Source organism: Flavobacterium sp. B167r (genome assembly GCF_056824315.1).
Window position 1 is genome coordinate 4,416,085 of sequence record NZ_CP124859.1, and the last position, 23,630, is coordinate 4,439,714.

The 23,630-nt window shown below is 34.6% G+C and carries 14 protein-coding genes; 12 read left to right on the forward strand and 2 right to left on the reverse strand.

The features are described 5' to 3' along the window. Positions 1-69 precede the first annotated feature (69 nt). Positions 70-717, reverse strand: a complete 648-nt coding sequence (locus QLQ96_RS19395) for an HAD family hydrolase (RefSeq protein WP_482492634.1) — start codon at positions 715-717, stop codon at positions 70-72. A gap of 210 nt (positions 718-927) precedes the next feature. On the opposite strand from QLQ96_RS19395, the gene QLQ96_RS19400 reads away from it, so the two are divergent. Next, positions 928-2,091: a DUF4861 family protein gene (locus QLQ96_RS19400; RefSeq protein WP_482492636.1), complete on the forward strand. Its 1,164-nt coding sequence runs from the start codon at positions 928-930 to the stop codon at positions 2,089-2,091. A gap of 204 nt (positions 2,092-2,295) precedes the next feature. On the opposite strand, the gene QLQ96_RS19405 is transcribed toward QLQ96_RS19400, so the two are convergent. After that, the gene (locus tag QLQ96_RS19405; protein ID WP_482496984.1) at positions 2,296-3,366 is read right to left on the reverse strand and encodes a LacI family DNA-binding transcriptional regulator; all 1,071 of its coding nucleotides are present in this window, start codon (positions 3,364-3,366) and stop codon (positions 2,296-2,298) included. Positions 3,367-3,486: 120 nt separating this feature from the next. Here QLQ96_RS19405 and QLQ96_RS19410 point away from each other — a divergent pair, with 120 nt between their 5' ends. The 11 genes from QLQ96_RS19410 (at position 3,487) to QLQ96_RS19460 (ending at position 23,604) form a co-directional block, all read left to right on the forward strand. Further along, positions 3,487-3,936, forward strand: a complete 450-nt coding sequence (locus QLQ96_RS19410) for a NanQ anomerase/TabA/YiaL family protein (protein WP_482492638.1) — start codon at positions 3,487-3,489, stop codon at positions 3,934-3,936. A 3-nt stretch (positions 3,937-3,939) separates the two neighbouring features. Further along, positions 3,940-4,602, forward strand: a complete 663-nt coding sequence (locus tag QLQ96_RS19415; protein WP_482492639.1) for a bifunctional 4-hydroxy-2-oxoglutarate aldolase/2-dehydro-3-deoxy-phosphogluconate aldolase — start codon at positions 3,940-3,942, stop codon at positions 4,600-4,602. A 21-nt stretch (positions 4,603-4,623) separates the two neighbouring features. Next, the gene (locus QLQ96_RS19420) at positions 4,624-5,436 is read left to right on the forward strand and encodes an SDR family oxidoreductase (RefSeq protein ID WP_482492641.1); all 813 of its coding nucleotides are present in this window, start codon (positions 4,624-4,626) and stop codon (positions 5,434-5,436) included. 117 nt (positions 5,437-5,553) lie between these two features. Continuing rightward, the gene (gene uxuA, locus QLQ96_RS19425) at positions 5,554-6,738 is read left to right on the forward strand and encodes a mannonate dehydratase (protein ID WP_482492643.1); all 1,185 of its coding nucleotides are present in this window, start codon (positions 5,554-5,556) and stop codon (positions 6,736-6,738) included. Positions 6,739-6,930: 192 nt separating this feature from the next. Continuing rightward, a complete protein-coding gene (locus QLQ96_RS19430) occupies positions 6,931-8,559 on the forward strand; it encodes a hypothetical protein (RefSeq protein WP_482492644.1) in 1,629 nt (542 codons plus the stop codon). A gap of 171 nt (positions 8,560-8,730) precedes the next feature. Beyond that, positions 8,731-12,819 (forward strand): two-component regulator propeller domain-containing protein, encoded by a 4,089-nt coding sequence (locus tag QLQ96_RS19435; protein WP_482492646.1) that lies wholly within the window; start codon positions 8,731-8,733, stop codon positions 12,817-12,819. Positions 12,820-13,108: 289 nt separating this feature from the next. Next, positions 13,109-16,111, forward strand: coding sequence for a SusC/RagA family TonB-linked outer membrane protein (locus tag QLQ96_RS19440; RefSeq protein WP_482492648.1), 3,003 nt, complete (start codon positions 13,109-13,111; stop codon positions 16,109-16,111). 12 nt (positions 16,112-16,123) lie between these two features. After that, positions 16,124-17,644 carry a RagB/SusD family nutrient uptake outer membrane protein gene (locus QLQ96_RS19445; protein ID WP_482492650.1) on the forward strand — a complete coding sequence of 507 codons (1,521 nt, stop codon included), beginning with the start codon at positions 16,124-16,126 and terminating at the stop codon, positions 17,642-17,644. 266 nt (positions 17,645-17,910) lie between these two features. Next, positions 17,911-19,104 (forward strand): glycoside hydrolase family 88 protein, encoded by a 1,194-nt coding sequence (locus QLQ96_RS19450; protein WP_482492651.1) that lies wholly within the window; start codon positions 17,911-17,913, stop codon positions 19,102-19,104. 72 nt (positions 19,105-19,176) lie between these two features. After that, positions 19,177-21,579 (forward strand): glycoside hydrolase family 2 protein, encoded by a 2,403-nt coding sequence (locus tag QLQ96_RS19455; RefSeq protein WP_482492652.1) that lies wholly within the window; start codon positions 19,177-19,179, stop codon positions 21,577-21,579. Positions 21,580-21,807: 228 nt separating this feature from the next. Then, positions 21,808-23,604 (forward strand): glycoside hydrolase family 2 protein, encoded by a 1,797-nt coding sequence (locus tag QLQ96_RS19460; protein WP_482492654.1) that lies wholly within the window; start codon positions 21,808-21,810, stop codon positions 23,602-23,604. The last annotated feature ends 26 nt before the right edge of the window (positions 23,605-23,630 follow it).

Here is a 23,630-nt window from a genome sequence, read left to right on the forward strand (position 1 = left end):
GGAAATCAGATCTTTTGATCATGCAAAGATAAACTTTGACAAAATTCATAGAAACTGTAAAATCCCTTCTTAAAACAAAAACTTAAAACCCAATTTTTCACTTAACTCTTCATAAGAACTAAAAAGCTCCGCGCCTTCTTCTTCGAGATCATCGTCATTGAAACCATTTGCAAAACCGTAAACTTTAAATCCGCCACTTACCCCTGATTTTACTCCCGCTTTACTATCTTCTAAAACAATGCAGTCTTTTACCTCAAAACCCATTTCTTTTGCGGCGTGTAGAAATATTCCAGGTTCTGGTTTCCAACTTCCAATTTGATACGAGCTAAATATTTTGTTTTCGAATTTATCCAATAAACCCGCAACTTCAAGATTGAGACGAATTTTCTCTACAGGACCGCTTGAAGCTACACAATACGGAATCGTCAATTTTTCGATAAAATCAACAACACCTTTCATCGGTTTTACTTGCGTTTTAAAAGCTTCAAAACTCTTTTCACGATATTCAGTTTCAAAATTCTCTGGCAATTTTTGATCGATTGCTTCTTCAATATGACGGAAACAGTCTTTTAAATTTCGACCGTTAAAATGACGATAAGCATCTTCGAGTTCCATTTCAAATCCATGTTTTTGTGCCATTTCAAGCAAGATTCCGTTACCGATTTTTTCTGTGTCGACCAAAACTCCGTCACAATCGAAAATTATACATTTAACCATTTTGTTGATTTTTATTTTAATTATAAAAATTGCTTTAAAAGACAAGCAATGTAAATTACGAAAAATAATTTATCCTAAAATTTAAACTTTACTTTCTGTTTTTCAGAACTCTGTACAGAATTATACCTATTCTGTATTTTCAATTCCGTTTTCATTTGTACTTTTATATTCCTATCAAACCTATTTTTAAATATTAAAACCAAAAGAATTTTGAAAAAACATCTTTTTATCATAACCATTCTGTCAGCTAATTTTGCTGCTTTTTCTCAGAATAAAATTATCACAATCACCAACAATTTGAAGATTGATCGTGAGTTTGAAACCATCGAATTAACCAAAAAATCTCTTGGACTAGCTGCCAAAGCTAAACTCGAAGATTATGCAATTAAAAACGGCAATACATTTTTAGAAACGCAAACTGTAGATAATGATGGCGACGGAAGTGCTGATTTGCTATTATTTCAACCCAAAATAAAAGCTTCCTCTAAACAAGATTTTGAAGTTTTAGTCGGAACAAATCCTTCAGCTTCAAAAGTTGTTAATTGTTATTCCCGATTTGTTCCAGAGCGTACAGACGATTATGCGTGGGAAAACAATAAAGTTGCTTTTAGAACTTATGGACCTGTAGCGCAAAAAATGGTCGAAGATAATATCCCAGGCGGAACTTTAACAAGCGGAATTGATGCTTGGTTAAAAAGAGTCGATTATCCGATCATTAATAAATGGTATGAAAAAGCCACAAATAGAACGGGAACGTATCATAAAGATACAGGCGAAGGTTTAGATAATTTTCACGTTGGTGATAGTCGCGGCGTGGGCGGAATTGCAGTAAACGTTGACGGAAAATATTATTTTTCGAAGAATTTCATCAGCTGGAAAACGATTACAACTGGTCCCATTAGAACAAGTTTTATTTTGACTTATGCCGATTGGGATGCGAAAGGAAACAAAATAACCGAATCGAAATTAATCAGTTTAGATTATGGAAGTCAGCTTTCTCGTTTTGAAATTAATATTTCTGGAACAAAAACTATTTCAGCAGGATTAACGCTTCATGAGAAAAAAGGAACAATTGGAACGAATTTAAAAGAAGGCTGGTTAAGTTATTGGGAACCAATTGACGATTCTGAAATCGGAACAGGATTGGTTGCTCCAAAAGGAACTTTAATCAGCTTTGACCATCATGTTACGGGTGAAAAAGATCTCAGCAATTTGTATGGAAATATTTCGGTTAAAAACAATAAAGCCGTTTATTATGTTGGTTTTGGATGGAAAAAAGGAAGTCCGTTTCAAACTAAACAAGAATGGGAAAAGTATTTGAGTTCTTTTGCAGAGAAAATTAATAATCCTTTGATTGTGAAGGTTAAGAAATAGCTTTTTGCCACTAAGGCGCTAAGGCACGAAAATTTCATTACTCTGTAACGACACCTGTCAGGTGCAATTGCGTAAAAAACATAGCAAATAGTTTCAACCATTGGAACGCAACGTAAATCACAATACGTTTCCCAAGGTTGAAACCTTGGGCTATGTTCGTAATTCATGTCTTAAAAAAACTTTGCGTCTTAGCGACAAAAAAAACTATCGCTTAGCAGGAAAATAATTCTCCTTCAAAATAATCTCCAACGGAATATAATTAGTCTTTTCCGTTTCTTCTTGAAGAACCAGTTTTTTATACAAATAATTAATCCCCATATAACCCTGATCTTCGGGTCTTTGGTTGATTAAAAAATCAATTACGCCTTTATTTAAGTATTCGATGTTTTCTTTCAATAAATCAAAACCAATAATTCGAACGCCTTTTATATTGTTTTTTTCTAAAAATTCAGCTACAATATAAGCTCTAGAATTCGGTACAAACACACTGTTTACACCTGAAAACATTTCCAAATTGAGTTGATCGATTCCCGAATCTTTTAAGGTAAATTCAGAAAACTTGAAATTGGTCAACTCATTATGATCTTCAAAATACGAATAAAAACCTTTTATACGCTGTTGATACACAGAAGTGCTTTCGATTTCTCGCGTAATTTTAAAAATCAAAACTTGACGTTCATTTTTAACAGCAAAACTAATTAATCTTCCTGCTAAATATCCGCTCTGAAAAGCATCTTGTCCAACATAAGCATGTTCGTTTTCTTCAGAAATATTCGAATCGATCATCACAATCGGAATGTTCTTCTTTTCATATTCCTTTAAAAACTGAACAGAATCTTCATAGAAAATTGGCGCAAATAAAAGTCCATCGCAATCAAATTCTAACACCTTTTGCGCAGATTCTTTAAATGAAGCCAGATTATAATCATAGAAAAAATAATCCAAAACAATTCCGAATTTACTGAATTCCAAAGCCGCTTTTTCTATTCCATCTGCTTGACTTTTCCAATATTCCAAAGTTTCCGATTTTGGGAGGAAAATAGCGAAGTGAAATTTTTTGTTTAAAGCCAGATTACTTGCCAATATGTTTCGTTTATAACCAAACTCTTCAATTATCGCATTGACTTTGTCAACCGTTTCCTGTGCGACTTGTCCACGTTTGTGTATAATTCGATCCACAGTTCCTGGCGAAATATTAGCTAATTCAGCAATTTTTTTAATTGTTATGATATTGATTCTTTTTAAGTTAAAAAAATAAAAGCAGTTGGGTAAAATTAATTTATTTTATCAAAAATAAGTTGTTTTACATCACATTTTGCATACATTTGTAAAATACCGTGTACGCACACGCAAATATACACATAACATCAAAAAACAAAAATAAAACAGACTAAAATGATACTAGATTCATTACATAATGCAGCAAAATACTACGGTTTGCATCCAAATTTCAAGAAAGCTTTTGATTATGTAAACCAAAATGACATCGCAAATCTAGAAGAAGGTGCTTATGAAATTGGTGAAGGCTTAAAGTTAATTGTAATTGTCGGACAAGGAAATACAAAAGAAGAAGCTGTAAAAGGTTTTGAATGCCATGATAAAAATATTGACATTCAGATTTCAATTAAAGGCCCTGAGACTTTTGCATGGAAACCGAGAGAAAAATGTGTAAATCCGAATGGCGAATATAGTGATGAAAGAGACGTTCGATTTTTCCATGATGCGCCAGATACGTTTTATGAAATGCAAGAAAAACAGTTTGCAATCTTGTTTCCAGAAGATGTTCATACCGCTATGATTGGCGAAGGAACATTGAAAAAAATTGTTATAAAAGTAAAAATATAACTCATGAGCACGATTCAGAATTCCATTGATGTTATTATAAAACAAGGAATGCTTCCGTTGTATTTCAATGCCGACGAAAGTAAAAGCATTGCTCTTTTAAAAACCTTATATAATGTCGGAATTAGAGCTGTTGAATATACAAGCCGTGGCCCAGAAGCGCTTTCTAATTTCAAAAAAATGATTGAAGTAAGAAATGCTGAAATGCCAGGAATGCTTTTAGGAATTGGAACCATCAAAAATTTAACGCAGGCAGAAACTTATTTTTTGGCTGGAGCTGACTTCTTTATTAGTCCGGGTTTTGTTCCTGAAGTCGCTTCATTTTTAATTTCTAAAGAAGTGCTATACGCTCCGGGTTGTATGACTCCGACTGAAATTATTGCAGCTGAAAATGCTGGAGTAAAATTCATCAAACTTTTCCCTGGAAATATCTTAGGTTCAGATTTTATGAGCGGAATAAAAGATGTTTTTCCAAACTTAATTTTTATGCCGACAGGCGGAGTCGATACTACTAAACAAAGTATCGAAACGTGGTTTAAGGCTGGTGTTTCTGCTGTGGGAATGGGAAGCAAATTAATTAGCAAAGAAGTTATGGAATATGGCGCTTACGATACAATCGAAAAAGAAACCAAAAGGGTTTTGGATTTGATTGAAGCGATTAGAGGTTAAAAATTTAAAATTAAAAAAATAATGGATTCAATATTCAATCTAAAAGGAAAAATTGCTCTGATTACTGGAGGTGCCGGAGTTTTAGGAAGCAATTTTGCAAATGTATTAGCAAAACAAGGCGTTATTGTCGGAATTGTTTCTCAGTCGCTTGAAAAAGCAGAAAGCACTGTAAAAACTATTGAAGCAAACGGCGGAAAAGGCTTTGCTGTTCAAGCGAATGTTTTAAATAAGGAAGAATTAGAAAAAATTAGAGATTTTATCGTTGAAAAATACGGTCGTCTTGATATTTTGATTAATGGTGCAGGCGGAAATATGCCAGGCGCAACGATTCAGCCAGATCAGGCAATTTATGACATGAAAAGCGATGATCTGCAAAAAGTGATTGACTTGAATATTATCGGGACTATGCTTCCATCGCAGGTTTTTGCTGAACTTTTTGCAAAGCAGAAATCAGGAAATATCATCAACATTTCTTCGGCATCGGCACAAAGGCCTTTAACGAGAGTGGTTGGCTATTCGGCTTCAAAAGCGGCAATTGACAATTTCACACAATGGATGGCGGTTGAATTGGCTCAAAAATACGGCGAAGGAATTCGTGTAAACGCTATTTCTCCAGGATTTTTCATTGGAGAACAAAACCGTGCTTTATTGCTGACTCCAGAAGGAAAATTAACGCCAAGAGGAGAAAAAATCATCGATCACACGCCAATGGGAAGATTTGGAACTCCAGAAGATATTGACGGCGCGCTTTTATTTTTATGCAGCGACATGTCGAAATTCGTAACAGGAATCACATTAAAAGTAGACGGTGGTTTCGCTGCTACAAGTATTTAATATTTCCTGTTCCTGCAAGGTTTTAAAACCTTGTAGGTATAAATTTTAAAATTAGAATAACATATTAATCAGACCTAAAAGGTTTTTAAAACCTTGCAGGAAATAAAAAATATAAAAATGGAACAAACATTAAGATGGTTCGGACCAAATGATCCTGTTTCTTTACAAGATATTAAACAAACCGGAGCAACCGGAATTGTAACTGCTTTACACCATATTCCAAACGGAGAAGTTTGGAGCATTGATGAAATCATAAAAAGAAAAGTTGAAATCGAACACGAAAACGGAGATCCTAAAAAAGGTGCTTCTGGTTTGACTTGGTCGGTTGTAGAAAGTATTCCGGTTCACGAAGACATTAAAAAACAGACTGGAAAATATCTTCAATACATTGAAAACTATAAAGAAAGCATTAGAAATTTAGCTTTATGCGGCATCAAATGTGTTTGTTATAATTTCATGCCTGTTTTAGATTGGTCAAGAACCGATTTATCTTATACTGTTGAAGACGGTTCAAAAGCACTACGTTTTGACATTAATGCTTTTGCTGCTTTTGAATTGCATATTCTAAAAAGGCTAGGTGCCGAAAACGAGTATTCTGAAGAACAGAAACAAAAAGCAAAAAGCTATTTTGAAGCAATGTCTGCAGAAGATAAAGTAAAATTACAGCAGAATATTTTGGCTGGACTTCCTGGTGCGGAAGAAGCGTATTCAGTTGAAGATTTCTTAGTGACTTTAAGCGCTTACAATCATATTGACAGACAAGCTTTAAAGAATAATCTTTTTCATTTTTTAAAAGAAATTATTCCAGTTGCTGAAAGTAAAGGGGTTTTGATGGCGATTCATCCTGACGATCCTCCTTACCCTATTTTAGGTTTGCCAAGAGTAGTAAGTACAGAAGAAGATTTGATCGAGTTAATGAACGCTGCTCCTTCTCCATCAAACGGATTTACTATGTGTACAGGCTCTTACGGTGTTCGTGCCGATAATGATTTACCTGGAATTGTAAGACGTCATGGCGATAAAATGAATTTTATTCATTTAAGAAGTACGCAACGCGACGAAGAAGGAAGTTTTTATGAAGCCAATCATCTTGAAGGAGACGTTGACATGTACGAAGTTGTAAAAGCAATTTTAGAAGTAGAAAAAAGGAATAACAGCAAATTGCCAATGCGTCCTGACCATGGACACCAAATGCTAGACGATTTGAAGAAAAAAACAAATCCTGGTTATTCTGCTATCGGCCGTTTAAGAGGTCTTGCAGAATTGCGTGGACTTGAATTAGGGATTAAGCGATCTTTATAGAGGTTTTACCACGAAGGCACTAAGACACAAAGTTTTTTGTTTCACGCAGATCTGGCAGATTTAGTAAGATTTAAATTTAATGAATCTGCAAAATCTGCTTAAATCATTTAAATCTGCGTGAAATAAAATAAAAAATCTTAGCGCCTTCGTGGCAAACTCTCAAAAACTAACTAACCACCAAAACCACAAACCATGATTCGCCAAACCATTCTTATATCCTGCGGTCTTTTCATGAACACTTTACTGGCGCAGGAATTACCTAAAATTATTACTTCAAAAACCAATTATCTTCCCGATTTTAGCTACGCTGGATATCATTTCGGCGAAAGCCCAATTCCTGAAATTAAAGGAAAAGTAATTAATGCCACTGATTTTGGAGTAAAAGCCAATGATGAATTAGACGATTCAAAAGCTCTTTTAAACGCCTTAAAAGCTGCCAATGCCGTTGAAGAAAATGTAATTCTGCAATTGCCAGCAGGACGAATTATTCTGAGTGATATTTTGTATATCGAAAGAAGCAATTTTGTACTTCGAGGTGCCGGTTCTGCTGAAAATGGAACGGAAATCTATTGCCCAAGACCGATGATGTATCTTAAAGATTCTGAAGTTTTGGCCGAGCTTCGAGAATATTTGACCACTTTCGACAAAAGACAACGAGAAAAAGAAAACAACATAGATCTTCCTTTTTCGCAATATGCGTGGTCCGGTGGATTTATCTGGACGCAAGTTCCAGGCGAACGTGTAAAATCGTATTTAGATAAATATGAACCAGAATTTAATCCGTTGGCGAAAGTCAGTTCGGGGAAAATGGGAGAACATATTGTTACGGTTTCAGATGTAAAAAATTTGAAAGTCGGTGATGTTGTCGAATTGCAATTGTTTAATAAAGATGGTGAAAACGGCGAAATCATTAAAGATTTGTATCAAGGCGCTAAAGTAAAACCGGGTTCGCATCATTGGAAATTTCCAAAACTTCCGATTGTGAGACAGCAGGTTGAAATCACTAAAATTTCTGGTTCAAAAATTACTTTAAAAACACCTTTAACTATTTCGATAAAACCAAGTTATCAAGCGCAATTAGTTGAGTGGAAGCACTTAAATGAAGTCGGAATTGAACATCTTCGTTTTACTTTTCCTGATATTCCAAAAGTGGCACATCATGTGGAACCTGGAAATAATGGGATTTTCTTAACTCGTCTTTTTAATAGTTGGGTTAAAGATGTAAAAATCACCAACGCAGATAGCGGAATTTTAGCTGAAGAAGTTTCAAACGTTACGATTCAAAACATTACAACTGATGGTCCGCACTTAGCGCATTACACCGTAACTTTAGGTGGCGTGCATAATATTTTGGTTCAGAATCTGAAAATCTATAATTCGGCAGTTCATCCTTTAAGTTTCAACACTTTTGCGACAAAAAACGTGTATCAAAACTGCGAAATTTTTACAGATCCACTTTTAGATCAACATTCGGGAGCGAATCACCAAAATTTGTTTGATAATATTACTGTTCATTCAAAAGCAGATAAAAATAATAGTTACGCCTTATTTGGCGGCGGTGGAGCCGATTATTGGAAACCATCTCACGGACCTTACAGTACTTTTTGGAATCTAAATGTTCAAGTCGAAAATCCAGATGCATCAAAACCAGTTTTATTGTATGGAATGAAAGACGGCGCTTTAGCTAGAATTATTGGTGTTCACGGAAATACAAAATTTGAAATCAAATATGACATTGATCCATATATTGAATTTTTGAACACGCCTGTTGAAAAAATTCCGTCTCTTTACGATTATCAATTAAAAAAACGATTAAAATAGCCAAAAATATTAGCCACAGATTTTACTGATTATAAGGATTTTTCCGCCACGAATTCACGAATTATTTTTAATATCAATTAGAATAATTCGTGAATTCGTGGCTAATTTTCAATACAAAAAAAATAATCATTTTAATCTGTGTAATCTGTGGCAAAACCTAAAATAAATGCTATGAAATATAAAATAGCTTTTCTCGCAATTATATTTGTTTTCGGAAATCTATTTTCCCAAAATAAATACCGCCTTAAAAATTTCTCCACTACAGACGGACTTTCGCAGAGTTCTGTCATTGCGATTCATCAGGATAAATTTGGACAAATGTGGTTTGGAACCCGCGATGGCTTAAATAAATATGATGGAAGCCGATTTACTATTTTCAGAAATGATGCAGCTGATAAATACTCCATCAGTAACAATGATATTTTAGCTATTGAAGAAGACGGTTCAGGAAAAATCTGGGTTGGAACTTACAATGGATTAAACTGTTATGATCCTGTTTCTAATCGTTTTACACGATATCTTCATACCAAAGCCAATCATACTATCAGCAATAATGCCGTTTGGAGCATGAGAGAAATTGGTGGCGAAATGTGGTTTGGAACTTCAAAAGGATTAACGATTTATAATAAAAAATCGAGGTTATTTACTTCTGTTTTCCATTCTGATGAGGATGCTTCTACTCTTCCAAGCAATAATATTTTGAGCATTTTAAAAACTAAAAAAGGTGAAATCTGGATTGGAACTACAAAAGGTTTATGTCAATTGACAAGTCGAAAAAATGGCAAATTAACTTTCAAAAATTATCCTTTAAATACAACCGATTTATTAAATGTACAATCAGTAATTGAAGATAATAATGGTAATTTATGGGTCGGAACAAAGAATAAAGGACTTTTAAAATTCGATCAGAAAGAAAAAACTTTTGTTTCGTTTTTACCACCAGAAGAATATAGAGAGATTAATACTGATATCCGTTCTTTACTAATTGACAATCAAGGTTCTTTATGGATTGGCGCTTACGATGGAATTTATATTTTAGGACAAGATAAAAGTCTGCAGAAAATCAATAATACCAATAACAACAACGGAATCGACAAAGTTAAATCGGTTTTCATGGATCAAAAAGGTTCGATTTGGATTGGCTGTTATTACAAAGGCGTGAATCTTTGGGACGTTTCGAATGTGAATTTCTCTAATTACAATCAGAATTCGAAAAAGATTCCGATGAGTTTTGATGTCGTGAGTTCTATTATTTCAGATAAAAATGAGAACATTTATTTTGGAACTGAAGGCGGCGGAATTACGATTTACAATAAAAATACCGATGCCGTAAATTACATCAACAGCAAAACTGGACAATCGAATAAAAATGACATCAAAGCGATGTGCCTCGCAGATGATCATATTTTATGGATTGGAACTTTTTCTAAAGGATTATCGGCTTACAACACTGTTTCTAAACGAATTGAAGACAACAGAATTGCACCAGATTTAACCGAATTATTAAAAGAAAGTGGTGTTTATTCGCTTAAAGCGGAAAATAAAATCTTATGGATTGGAACTTTTGGTAAAGGTTTAATTCATTACAATACTTCAGATAAATCTTTTCAAATTATTGGAAATGATATTTCTAAATCTGCTTTTCTAACCAATAATATGGTTCGAAGTATTTTGATTGACAAACAGAATTCAATTTGGTTGGGAACACAAAATGGTTTGAATCGTATTTCTCTTCGAAATTTTGATTCAAAGAACTTTCAAATACAACATTTCTTTTACGATCATTCTGCTTTGTCAGGCGATGATATTTTGACTTTATTTGAAGATTCTCAAAATAAAATCTGGGTTGGCACAAAAGCGAAAGGACTTTATGTTTTTGATGGGAAAAAATTCTCTAAAATCAATCTTAGAATTGGAAATACGGTTATTACTTCTATTCATTCCATTTTAGAAGATGATGATAAAAACTTATGGATCAGTACTAATCAAGGAATTATCAAATACAATCAGACTAAAAAAACGGTTGTAATTTACGATCAAAAAGACGGATTAGCGAGTAATGAATTCAATGATAATTCGGCTTTAAAATTAGATTCAAATCAATTTTATTTTGGAAGTCCGTCAGGTGCAACATTTTTTGATGCGACAAAAATCTCTTTAAATAATTATGCTCCACAGGTTTTAATTACCGATTTAAAAATTAAAAACGAAACGGTAAATGCGCATGACAAAGATGGAATTTTAGAACAAAGTATCGGTTTTACCAAAACGATTACTTTAGATTACGATAAAGCAAATTTTTCAATCAGTTTTGCGATTCCGAATTACATTCGATCTAAAAATAATCATTACAGTTATCGTTTGGTTGGTTTGGAAAACAACTGGACAACGACTAAAAATAGTGAAGCCAATTTTGCGATTCAAAATGCAGGAACCTATACATTTGAAGTACGCGGAGCGAATAATGACGGCGTTTGGAATCAGACTCCGACAACTTTAACCGTTATTGTTAATCCAGCTCCGTGGCGCAGTATTTGGGCGTTTATGTTGTACGGAATTATTATTGGTTTAGGTTTATATGGTTTGATTTGGATTATGAAATCGAAAGCCAGATTGAAACAAAAACTCGAACTGGAATATCTGGAAACACAGCGAATTGAAGAAAACAACAAACTGAAATTAGATTTCTTTACCAATATTTCTCACGAATTCAGAACGCCTTTAACTTTGATTTTAGGTCCGTTACAACAAATCCTAGCCGATTATAACGGAACCAATGAAATGTACAAAAAGCTTCTGGTTATTGAAGGAAGCGCAAATCATTTGTTGAGTTTGATTAATCGTTTAATGGATTTTAGAAAACTGGAAAATCATCAAGTTTCATTAGAATCTGCAAACGGAAACATTGTTAAATTCACCAAAGAAATCTTTTTATCGTTTATTGAATATGCTAAAGACGGCGGTTACGATTATTCGTTTGAAACAGAAAACGAAGAAATTCTAGTCTATTTTGACCGATATAAATTGGAGCGCGTATTTTATAATTTGATTTCAAATGCGTTTAGATATACTCCAAAAGGCGGTTCAATTAAAGTTAAAATCAATCACGATCAACAGAATCTTTTTATTACTGTTGAAGATTCTGGAGTTGGCATTTCTGAAGAACATATCGATAAAATTTTTGATTTGTTTTTTGAAATTCCGATGCACAATCAGGTTCAGAAAAATTATAATAAAGGAACAGGAATCGGACTTTCAATCGTAAAAAATATTGTCGAATTGCATAAAGGAAAAATTGATGTTACCAACAAAACTACTGGTGGCGTTATTTTTAAAGTGACTTTACCGCTTGGGCGCGAACATCTTTTGGATAACGAAATTATTTCAGACTTTAAAATCAGTGACGATATTGAACAATATTCGGCTCAATTAGAACCATCGGAAATAATTGAAAATGAAGACATCGAAGATTTACTCATAAATGAAGAAAAACAGACAATTCTAATTGTTGAAGATCATAAAGTTTTGAGAAAGTTCATGAAAAACCTTCTCAAAAAAGACTACAACATTATTGAAGCCGAAAATGGAAAAATTGCTTTAGAAAAAGCCTTAAAATTTGTTCCGAATTTGATTATCAGCGATGTTATTATGCCTGAAATGGTTGGAACTGAGCTTTGTTCGAAAATCAAAGAAAACATCAAAACCAGTCATATTCCGGTTATTTTACTGACTTCTAGATCTTCATTGGTTTACAAATTCGAAGGATTAGAAAGCGGTGCTGACGATTATATCAGCAAACCATTTAATTTAATGGAATTCAGGCTTCGTGTAAAAAACCTTTTGAACACGACTGAACGTTTGAGAATCAAGTTTTCAAGCGAAGACAGTTTTATTCCGTCTGAAATCACAGTTTCTTCTTTGGATGAAGAACTATTGAAAAAAGCATTTAAAATTGTAGAAGAAAACATTTCAAACGAACAATTTGATATTCCGTTTTTCTGCTCCGAATTGGGCGTAAGCCGAACGATGTTATTTTTAAAAATCAAAGCTTGGACGAATTGCACGCCAAATGAATTTATTCATGAAATTAGATTAAAACGTGCGGCTCAATTATTAGAACAAAATAAATTAACCGTTTCAGAAATCAGTTATAAAGTCGGTTTCAACAATCCGAAATACTTTAGTAAATGCTTTCAGAAAAAGTACGGTGAAACTCCATCACAATACGCCGACAAATTTTATAAAAATTGTGAATTGTGAATTGTGAAATGTGAGATGTGACTAACTTCACTTTTTACTTTTTACTTTTTACAACTCACAATTCATAATTCAAAAAATCCTTGTTTATAAAGGCTTTAAAAAGGGTATCTGTATTTTTAGATACCCTTTTTTGTATTTCTATTTCTTTTTTGGCTTCTACATTTGCGATATGAAAATCAAAAAAACAAAATTCTTATTGCTGCAAATTTTCTTTGTCATCATCATAATCGGAATGAGTTTATTGCTTTTCTACTTTATCTAACTTATTAACCCTAAAACCAAAAAATGAATGTTTACAAACCACAAAAACAAATCGTTTAAATGGTGTTTACTGGTATCTTTTTTACTGGTAAATATCGTGATGCACGCACAGGAACGAAAAGTTACGGGAAAAATTACTTCTAGCGAAGATTTGCTCGGACTTCCTGGTGCTAATGTCTATATCAAAAACTCCTCTGTTGGCGCTTCTGCCGATATGGACGGAAATTATACTGTAATTGTAGGAGAAAAGAATGCTGTTTTAGTTTTCAATTTCGTCGGATTCCAATCTGTTGAAATTCCAGTTGGAACCAAAACCGTTATCAATGTCAGTTTAAAACCTGATACAAAAGCACTTGACGAAGTTATCGTAGTCGGTTACGGTACGCGTAAAAAGAGCGATATTACAGGATCTGTATCTTCTGTAACGGCAAAAGAACTGACTGCTTTTCCATTATTAAATGCAGAACAGGCTTTACAAGGTCGTGCAGCGGGTGTTTCGGTAATGACCAATAATGGTGGCGAACCTGGAGCTCCAACAAAAATCAGAGTTCGTGGAGGAACATCGATTAACGCCAGCGGAGATGCTTTGATTGTTGTCGATGGTTTTGCAGGCGTTTCTATGCCAGCACCACAAGACATTGCTTCTATCGAGGTTTTAAAAGATGCTTCTGCAACTGCAATTTACGGTTCTCGTGGATCTAACGGGGTTATCATGGTAACGACTAAAAAAGGAAAACCTGGAAAACCAGTAATTGAATTCAGTAATTCGACTTCGGTACAATCGGTAAATAACACACTTCATTTATTAAACGCAGATCAATTTGCAGCTTACAGACAAAGTTTTACTACGCACACACAAGGTCCGGCAAATTCTGATTGGCAAGATATTATTTATCGCGACGGAATGATTTCGAACACGCAACTGTCTTTTTCTGGCGGATCTGAAAATGTAAGGTATTATGTTTCTGGAACTTATTTTAACCAAAATGGAGTCGTAATTAATTCTGGAATTGATAAATATACTATTGTAGGAAATCTTGAAGCCGACTTATCTCCAAAATTTAAAGTGGGGTTAAATACTTTTACGAGCAAACAAAACAAAGAAGGAATCATCAGCCAAACGGGAGCTGGAGGAACTGGAGCTGCGGGTGTAATTGCTTCAGCGTATCGTTTTATGCCTGATAAAGGAATTTACAACGCAGACGGAACTTATACTACAACTGCTCCAATTGGAGACGATATTGACAATCCGTACGCAACAGCGATGGAAAATATTTTAGAAACTGTTTCTATCGTAAACCGAAACAATTTCTTTGCTCAATACCAAATCACAAAAGATCTTGATTTTAAAACTACTTTAGGTTTAACCGATAATAATTCGCAAACAGGAAGATTTATTCCGTCAACTTTAATTGCAGGAAAAAATATCAAAGGAGAAGCTTCTGTAAACAACACCAGATTTTCTTCTTTCTTGACAGAGAATTATTTGACTTTCAAACGTGAAATCATAGACAAAGGAATGCTGACGGTTCTGGGTGGATATTCATACCAAAAAAACAAAAACGAAAATTCATACGCGGCGTCAAGAGGATTTTTGACGAATACCAATTCATACCGAAATTTAGGAGCTGGAACAGTTTTCTTAAAACCTGATTCTGGTTTGTCTGAAACCGAATTGATTTCTGCTTTCGGAAGGTTAAATTTCGATTATGACGAAAAATATCTGTTCACTTTTACAGCAAGACGAGATGGTTCTTCAAGTTTTAGCAAAAATTACAAATACGGAACTTTTCCTTCTGGAGCAATTGGATGGAATGTTAGTAAAGAAAACTTCTTAAAAGACAACAAAACGATTTCTAACTTAAAATTAAGAGCGAGTTATGGAGCAACAGGAAACCCTTCAATCGGCGCCTACTCTACTCTTTCTAGATTTTCTGAAATTTACTATGTGAGCGGTGACGTAATTACAAATTCGGTTCAGCTGACTTCATTGGATAATCCGAACTTAAAATGGGAAACTTCATATCAACAAGATTACGGAATTGATTTAGGTTTATTTGATAACAGAATCAGCATTACGGCAGACTATTATAAAACAATCACTAAAGATTTATTGTTTAACAGACCGCTTCCAGGAATCTCAGGAATTGCTTCTCAGCTTCAAAACGTGGGAGAATTAGAAAATAAAGGATGGGAATTGGGAATTAATACCCGAAACTTTATTGGTGCTGATTTTACTTGGTCAACCAATTTTAATATTTCTTCTAACAAAAATAAAGTATTGAAATTAGCAGATAACAAAGACCTTTTAATCAATTCTGCTCCAGGACATTTCTTAGCAACTGAATCTCAGATTTTAAGAGTTGGACAGCCTGTTGGATCTTTCTTCGGGTTTATTTATGATGGTGTAATTCAGCAAGGAGAAGCAGTTTTGCCAGGGAATTTTGAAACGACTGCGGGAGGTGAAAAATTCAGAGATTACAATGGCGACGGAAAACTAGATTCTCAGGATAAAACGATTATCGGAAATCCAAATCCAGATTTCATCTTCGGATTCAATAATGATTTTACCTATAAAAATATCGACTTGAATATCTTCTTCCAAGGTTCGCAAGGAGGTCAAATTTTGAATTATACTTTAATGGAATTGGCTTCTGGAAACAACAATGCAACAACTGAAGTTTTAGACGCTTGGACTCCAACAAATACGGATACCAATGTTCCTGCAAATGCTGCGAGAACGAAAAGAATCACATCAAGATTTGTTTATGATGGAAGTTACATTCGTTTGAAAAACATTTCTATAGGATACAGTTTAGATGAAAAAATTGTTTCGAAAATGGGATTAAGCAAAGTTCGTTTTTACATCAGTGCACAAAACCTTTGGACAATAACAGATTATCCGGGTACAGATCCAGAAACCAACTACTTAAACGACACCAATTCTAGAAGTAACACCAATTTAGGATTGGATTACGGAGGATATCCAAACGTAAGAACATTTACTGCAGGATTCAATTTAAAATTTTAATCTAATACAACTATGAAAAAATATATAGCTCTTCTTTGCTTTGGAACACTCGCTTTTTTCAGCTGTTCTGATCTAGAAGAAAAACCAATAGGAATTATTCGTCCAGAAAACTTTTTCAACAATACAGACGATTTACAAGCTGCTGTAAATGGAGCTTTCGCTAATATTGGCCACAATAATTATTGGGGAAGAGAATTTACAATCGCCCTTATGCTTCGCGACGATATGTCTGATATTGGCGACAGAACCACTCAGGCCGCTCGTATCGACGTGAACGATATGTCGATGAACGACACCAATGCACTTGTAGCTAACTTTTGGCCTCAATCGTATGTGATTATCACAGCCGCAAATCAAGCGATTGAAGGCGCTAAAAAAACACCTGGAGATCCAGCAAAAGTCAATGCCATTGTAGCTCAGGCTTATTTTGCTAGAGCATTTGCTTACTACCATTTAGTGCGTCTTTTTGGCGATATTCCGTATGTTGATTTTGTTGTGAATGATGTGAATCAGGTAAATTCTTTGGGCAAAACCAAAGAAGCTGATGTTTATCCAAAAATAATTGCCGATTTAGAATTTGCAAAACAGTGGTTGGATGATAAACCAAAAGTAAAAGCGGTTCCTGGAAAAGGTACTGCGGCAGGATATTTGGCTTCTGTTTATTTAACTTTAGGAAATTTTCAAAAAGCGTATGATGAAGCGAAATTTGTAATTACTAATGAAGCAAAATTTGGTTTAGGTTTAGATGCAGATTTTCAAGATTTATTCAATGCTACGAAAACGGCTTCATTAAAAGAACCTCTTTTTACAATTGACTTTAATAACTTGACTTCAGGAAATTATGGTCAAGATTATACTGCGTTTTTTACAGGATCTTTAAAAGACGACAGTTATAGCTACGGACAAGGTTTCTCGGTTGCTGTTCCTTCTTTGAAAGTATTCAATACTTGGGATCAGAGAGATTACAGAAGAGCAGTAAGTTTTGATACCATCATTAGAAAGAAAACAGGTCCAGGCGGAGCTTTACAGGTTTATCCTTCAAGCGATAACGAAAAAGCGCCACGTCCTCATATTGCAAAATATTTCCGTTTTCCAGGAAAAGCTGGTGCTAACGGAAGAACTTCTCAACACAATTATATCACAATGCGTTTTGCAGAAGTTTTATTGACGGCTGCTGAAGCTTTAAACGAAATCACTCCGGGAACTGCCGAAGCTGATGGTTATGTGAATCGTGTTCGTGCCAGAGCAAGAAATAAAGCTGGAAAACTGGTTTCTTTTCCTGCAAACGTAACGCCAAATCTTTCTCAATCTGATTTTAGAAAAATGGTTATTGACGAAAGAAGATTAGAACTAGCTTTTGAATACATCAGATGGTACGATATCAAAAGGCTTAAAATCGGACCAGAGGTATTTGGACCAAACGGTTTAGAACCGCACGCTAATTTCGATCCAAACAGAGATTATTTATGGCCATTGCCAGGAACAGAATTGGCTATTAACCCGAATTTAAAACCGAATAATCCTGGTTATTAATAGTATTTGAACGCGGATAAAACGGGTTTGTTATCACAAACGTGCGGATTGAAACGGATTTTTTAATCACGTCATCTGTAATTTAGGTTTCACGCAGATTTAAAAGGATTTTGGCAGATGGCGCAGATTTAAAAAAATCAATTTTTAATCAGCTTAAATCCTTTTAAATCTGCGTGAAATAAAAAAAATCCGTGCAAATCAGCGTCTTCGCGATAAGCGAATCTGCACAATCCGCGTCCAAATTTCACAATATTTATTATTTTAATATGAAGAATGTCAGTTTCATTTCTTTAATTCTTGGGTTTGCATCGCTGGTAACAGCATGCAAATCCGGAATTAATTCTCAATCCAAAACTACCTCAGCAGCGACAGAAAAACTGCAAACGCGTTACAAAATGCTACTAGATTATCCAGTAGATTCGATGTCAATGCCGAGAAGTATGAATATCAAAACTCTTGAAATTCGTAAAGTGCCATCGAAAGATTGGACAAGCGGTTTCTTTGCTGGAAATCTTTGGCAACTGTACCGATTAACAGGCGATTCAAAATACAAAGAACAAGCTCAAAAATGGACTCCTTTCAGCAAAAAGGAAAGTGTCAATAGTAATTCGCATGACGTAGGTTTTAAAGTGTTTTGCAGTTTTGGAGAAGCTCTAAAAGTGGAAAACAAGAAAGAATACGAAGCGGTAATTGTTAAAGGCGCAGAAACTTTATGCAAAAGATTTAATCCAAAAGTGGGTTCAATTCGTTCTTGGGATTTCAACAAAGAAATCTGGGATTTCCCTGTAATCATTGACAATATGATGAATTTGGAATTGCTTTTTGAAGCCTCTAAAATATCTGGAAATCCAAAATACCGCAATGTTGCGATCCAGCATGCTAATACGACTTTAAAAAACCAATTTAGAGAAGACAATTCCTGTTATCACGTAATCGATTATAACCCGAGTACTGGCGAAGTTAGAAAGAAAACAACGCTTCAGGGTTATAATGACGATTCGGTTTGGGCGCGCGGTCAAGCTTGGGCAGTTTACGGATTTACGATGTCATATCGTTACACAAAAGATCCCGCTTATTTGAATCAAGCCGAAGCAACAGCACATTATTTTATGACGAATAAAAACCTACCAGAAGATGGAATTCCATATTGGGATTTTAAAGATCCGAGTATTCCAAATGCTCCTCGAGATGTTTCTGCCGCAATGGTTATGGCATCTGGATTATACGAATTGTATACTTATACCCAAAATAAAAATTATTTGGCTTTCGCCGATAAACTAATGGCTTCCGTGCAAACCGATCAATATATTTTGGATACTCAAATTAAAGCACCATTCCTATTCGATCACAGCACTGGAAACTGGCCAAAACATGACGAAATAGACGAACCAATAATCTATGCTGATTATTATTTTTTAGAAGCTTTAATAAAGGGACAAAGGCTCAAAGGTTCAAAGTAACAAAGGTTTTGAATCTTTAAACCTTTGAGTCAGAAAACCTTTGAACCTTTGTAACTATGAACCTTTGTAACTATGAAAAAAACTTTTTCAATTTTTGCGCTTTTTGTTTTGTTTCAAATTTGTCTGAGCAGCAGTTTTGCTCAGACAAAAATGAATATTAATGACAATTGGCTTTATTTAGAAAATCATACATCAAACCTCAACGAAGCACAAAAAGCTTCGAATTGGGTTTCGCTAAATTTACCACACACTTGGAATGCTGAAGATGCAACCGATTTAATGCCTGGTTACCGACGTGATGCAAGTTGGTATCAAAAAAAACTCAATATTCCTAAAATCGATCAAAATCAGGTTTATTCCTTGTATTTTGAAGGTTCAAATGTAACAACTAAAGTGTATGTAAACGGTAAAGATGCGGGTTCGCATATTGGCGGTTACATTGGTTTTTCTATCGATATTACGAAATTAATTAAAGAAGGAAATAACGACATTTTCGTTCGTGTAGACAATAGTTACGATATCGAAATTATTCCATCACAAAAAAGCGATTTCTTTATTTACGGCGGAATCACGCGCGATGTTTGGTTGGTTTCGAAATACAAAAATCATATCGAAAATATCAAAATTACTACGCCTGAAGTTTCAGCTAAAAAAGCTTCTGTACAGATTGTTTCATCCATTGTAAATCCTGATAATTCGAAAGATTTATCATTGACGATAACTTTAAAAAATCCGAAAGGGAAAAAAGTAGCGAGCAAAACGATTTCGGTTTCGGATAAAACTTCTACAATTACTTTCGAAAACATCAAAAACCCAGAACTTTGGGATACCGAAAAACCGAATTTATATAAACTGACGGCTTCTTTATCTGAAAAAAATCAAATAAAAGACAGCATTTCCGAAAAAGTAGGTTTTAGATGGTTTGAGTTTAAAGATCACGGACCTTTTTATCTTAACGGAAAACGTTTGCTGATTCGTGGTACGCATCGTCATGAAGAACAAGCTGGAGTTGGTGCCGCGATGACAAACGAACAGCATTGGGCAGACATGAAATCGATAAAAGAAATGGGCGCAAATTTTGTCCGTTTGGCGCATTATCCGCAAGATCCCGAAGTTTATAAAGCTTGTGACGAATTAGGTTTATTGGTTTGGGATGAACTTCCGTGGTGCCGCGGTGGAATTGGAAACGACGTTTGGAAAACCAATACTAAAAATATGCTGGCGGAAATTATCAATCAAAATTACAATCATCCGAGTATTATTATTTGGTCTTTAGGAAATGAAATGAATTGGCTTCCTGATTTTCCTGACGGAGATAATGCTGAAAAAACAAATGCATTTTTAACCGAATTAAATGATATCGCGCACCAACTAGATCCGACGAGAAAAACGGCTATCAGAAAATATTATGAAGGTTCTCATATTGTCGATGTTTTCTCGCCTTCTATTTGGTCGGGTTGGTATTCTGGAAGCTATAAAAGCTATCAAAAAGCAATTGATGTTTATAAGAAAGAATACAAACATTTTATTCATGCCGAATATGGTGGAGACAGTCATGTTGGTCGTCACAGCGAAAATCCTGTTACTGGAGAAAATGTTATAAAAGCCGAAGGTTGGGAAGAAGCGATTGTTCAGACGAAAGTAGCCAACATTGCCCAAATTGGCGATTGGAGCGAAAATTATATCGTCGATTTATTTGACTGGCATTTGCATATATCCGAGAATGACCCAACGTTTGTGGGAAATATTCAATGGGCATTTAAGGATTTTGCAACACCTTTGCGTCCCGAAGATGATATTCCGTACATGAATCAAAAAGGACTTACCGACAGAAACGGAATTCCCAAAGATGCGTATTATGTTTTTAAAAGTTATTGGGCGACAGCACCTTTCACTTACATCGAATCACATACTTGGATAGAACGTCAAGGTCCTGAAAATACGCCGAGAACAATCAGTGTTTTCAGCAATTGCGATAAAGTGACTTTATCTCATAACGGAAAATCATTGGGAGAAAAACAGCGAAATCTTTCTCTTTATCCTTCAAATGGCTTAACTTGGGATGTCAATTTTACGAAAGGCGAAAATGTTTTAATTGCCATTGGAAAAACAAAAGGCGGCAAAACAGTTTCTGATACGCTGAAAGTGAATTATCGTTTTAATAAAAATGACACGGCGGTTTCGCTGCAATTGTCATCAGAAAAACTAAAAAACGGAAATTACTTGGTTACTGCAATTGCAGTCGACAATAATAATTTACGTTGCTTGGATTATGAAGCGAGCGTTTATTTTCAATGTTTAAAAGGAGGAAAAACACTAAAAAATCAAGGAACTCCAACAGGAAGTGAATCTATTAGAATGGCAAATGGGAAAGCTTCAATTGAAGTAATTCCTGACGGTTCGAACAATACAATCGAAATGACAGCTTTGAACCAGAGTTTTAAAGGGGAATATTTGAGGATTTCTGTTAAGTGAAAAAGATTCTAAGTTGCTAAGATGCTAAGTTTTTTTTCACGCAGATTTAAAAAGATTTAAGCAGATCAAAAATAAATCTGCTCTAATCAGCAAAATCTGCGTGAAACAAAATCATTTTAATCCTTATAATGTTTTGTATTAAATAAAAACTTTACGAGAAATAAAAAATAAAAAACTTCGTGCCTTAGTGCCTTCGTGGCAAAACAAACAAATACAAATTATAAAAAAATGAAAAAACTACTAACCGCATTACTCCTAACCTCTTCCGTTTTGGGATTTGCACAAAATCTGATTTCCAATGTTCACAACCGAAATACCACTTCGCTAAACGGAACATGGAATTACATTATAGATCCGTACCAAACTGGATTTTACAGTTTTCATTTAGATCAATATGACAAACAGGAAAAACCTGCAAAAGGAGCTTTTTTCACTAATTATCATGCTGTAAACAAACAGGAACTGGTAGAATATGATTTTGATAAATCGCCGACAATTACGATTCCGGGCGATTGGAATTCGCAGGTTGCAGAATTGAAATATTACGAAGGGAATGTATGGCTCAAAAAGTCTTTTGATTATAATCTGGCTGCCAAAAAACGTCTATTTTTATATTTGGGAGCAATCAATTACAAAGCGGATGTTTATTTAAATGGAAAAAAACTCGGAACGCACGAAGGTGGTTTTACACCATTTAATTACGAAGTGACTTCTATTATTCAGCCAAAAGATAATTATTTGGTTATAAAAGTCGATAATACAAGGCATAAAGAAGATATTCCAACTGTTAATACCGATTGGTGGAATTACGGTGGCATAACGCGCGATGTAACTTTAATTGAAGAAGAAGCTTCTTTTGTGGAAGATTATACCATTCAGCTGAAAAAAGGAAATGCAAATGTTATTTCTGGTTTTATCAAAATCAATAATTTAGAAGCTTCTCAGAATAATGTTTCAATTTCGATTCCAGAATTAAAAATCAATTTTAAAGGAAAAGCAGATGCACAGGGAATTTTAAACTTCGAAATTTCAACTAAAAAAATCTCGTATTGGTCACCAGAAAATCCCAAATTATATGACGTAACGATTGACTTTAACGGACAAAAATTGAAAGATCAAATTGGTTTTAGAACTATCGAAACCAAAGAAGATAAAATTCTGCTTAACGGAAAACCAATCTTTTTACGCGGAATTTCTATTCATGAAGAAAATGCCAAAGGTGGGCGTGCCAATTCTCCTGAGGATGCTTTGCGTTTACTAAATTGGGCCAAAGAATTAGGTTGCAATTATGTTCGTCTGGCGCATTATCCTCATAACGAAAATATAATTCGCGAAGCCGACAAAATGGGATTGATGGTTTGGGAAGAAATTCCAGTGTATTGGACGGTCGAGTTTACGAATAAAAACACGTATCAAAATGCAGAAGATCAACTAACAGCTTCTATCATTAGAGACAAAAACAGAGCGAGTATTATTATTTGGTCAATGGCAAATGAAACACCAATTTCTGATGCTAGAAATACGTTCATTACAAATTTAGCTTCACACACAAGATCGTTAGATAATACGAGATTAATCAGTGCGGCTCTGTTGACTAAAAAAGAAACGATTGATGATCCAATTGGTGAAGTTTTAGATGTTGTCGCTTTCAATCAATATTTGGGCTGGTACGGCGGAAATCTGGAAGATGCTGAGAATATAACATGGAAATCAAAATACAACAAACCAATTATTGTTTCTGAATTTGGAGGCGATGCTAAAGCAGGTTTTCACGGAGAAAAAAACGAACGCTGGACAGAAGAATATCAAGAATATTTATACATTCAGAATTTAAAAATGATTGAAAAGATTCCACATCTTAGTGGATTAAGTCCGTGGATTTTGGTTGATTTCAGATCTCCGAAAAGATTGTTACCAGGAATTCAAGACGGATATAATCGTAAAGGTTTAATTTCGAATGATGGTGAAAAGAAAAAAGCGTTTTACATTATGCAGAATTGGTATGCTAAAAAGAAAAACGAATAAAACCATTATCAATTCATTAACAAAAA

Bases quoted from the DNA above. Each gene is read 5' to 3' on its own strand.
- QLQ96_RS19395 (WP_482492634.1), bottom strand. From the start codon at position 717: ATGGTTAAATGTATAATTTTCGATTGTGACGGAGTTTTGGTCGACACA.
- QLQ96_RS19410 (WP_482492638.1), top strand. From the start codon at position 3,487: ATGATACTAGATTCATTACATAATGCAGCAAAATACTACGGTTTGCAT.
- QLQ96_RS19415 (WP_482492639.1), top strand. From the start codon at position 3,940: ATGAGCACGATTCAGAATTCCATTGATGTTATTATAAAACAAGGAATG.
- QLQ96_RS19420 (WP_482492641.1), top strand. From the start codon at position 4,624: ATGGATTCAATATTCAATCTAAAAGGAAAAATTGCTCTGATTACTGGA.
- uxuA (WP_482492643.1), top strand. From the start codon at position 5,554: ATGGAACAAACATTAAGATGGTTCGGACCAAATGATCCTGTTTCTTTA.
- QLQ96_RS19430 (WP_482492644.1), top strand. From the start codon at position 6,931: ATGATTCGCCAAACCATTCTTATATCCTGCGGTCTTTTCATGAACACT.
- QLQ96_RS19435 (WP_482492646.1), top strand. From the start codon at position 8,731: ATGAAATATAAAATAGCTTTTCTCGCAATTATATTTGTTTTCGGAAAT.
- QLQ96_RS19440 (WP_482492648.1), top strand. From the start codon at position 13,109: ATGTTTACAAACCACAAAAACAAATCGTTTAAATGGTGTTTACTGGTA.
- QLQ96_RS19445 (WP_482492650.1), top strand. From the start codon at position 16,124: ATGAAAAAATATATAGCTCTTCTTTGCTTTGGAACACTCGCTTTTTTC.
- QLQ96_RS19450 (WP_482492651.1), top strand. From the start codon at position 17,911: ATGAAGAATGTCAGTTTCATTTCTTTAATTCTTGGGTTTGCATCGCTG.
- QLQ96_RS19455 (WP_482492652.1), top strand. From the start codon at position 19,177: ATGAAAAAAACTTTTTCAATTTTTGCGCTTTTTGTTTTGTTTCAAATT.
- QLQ96_RS19460 (WP_482492654.1), top strand. From the start codon at position 21,808: ATGAAAAAACTACTAACCGCATTACTCCTAACCTCTTCCGTTTTGGGA.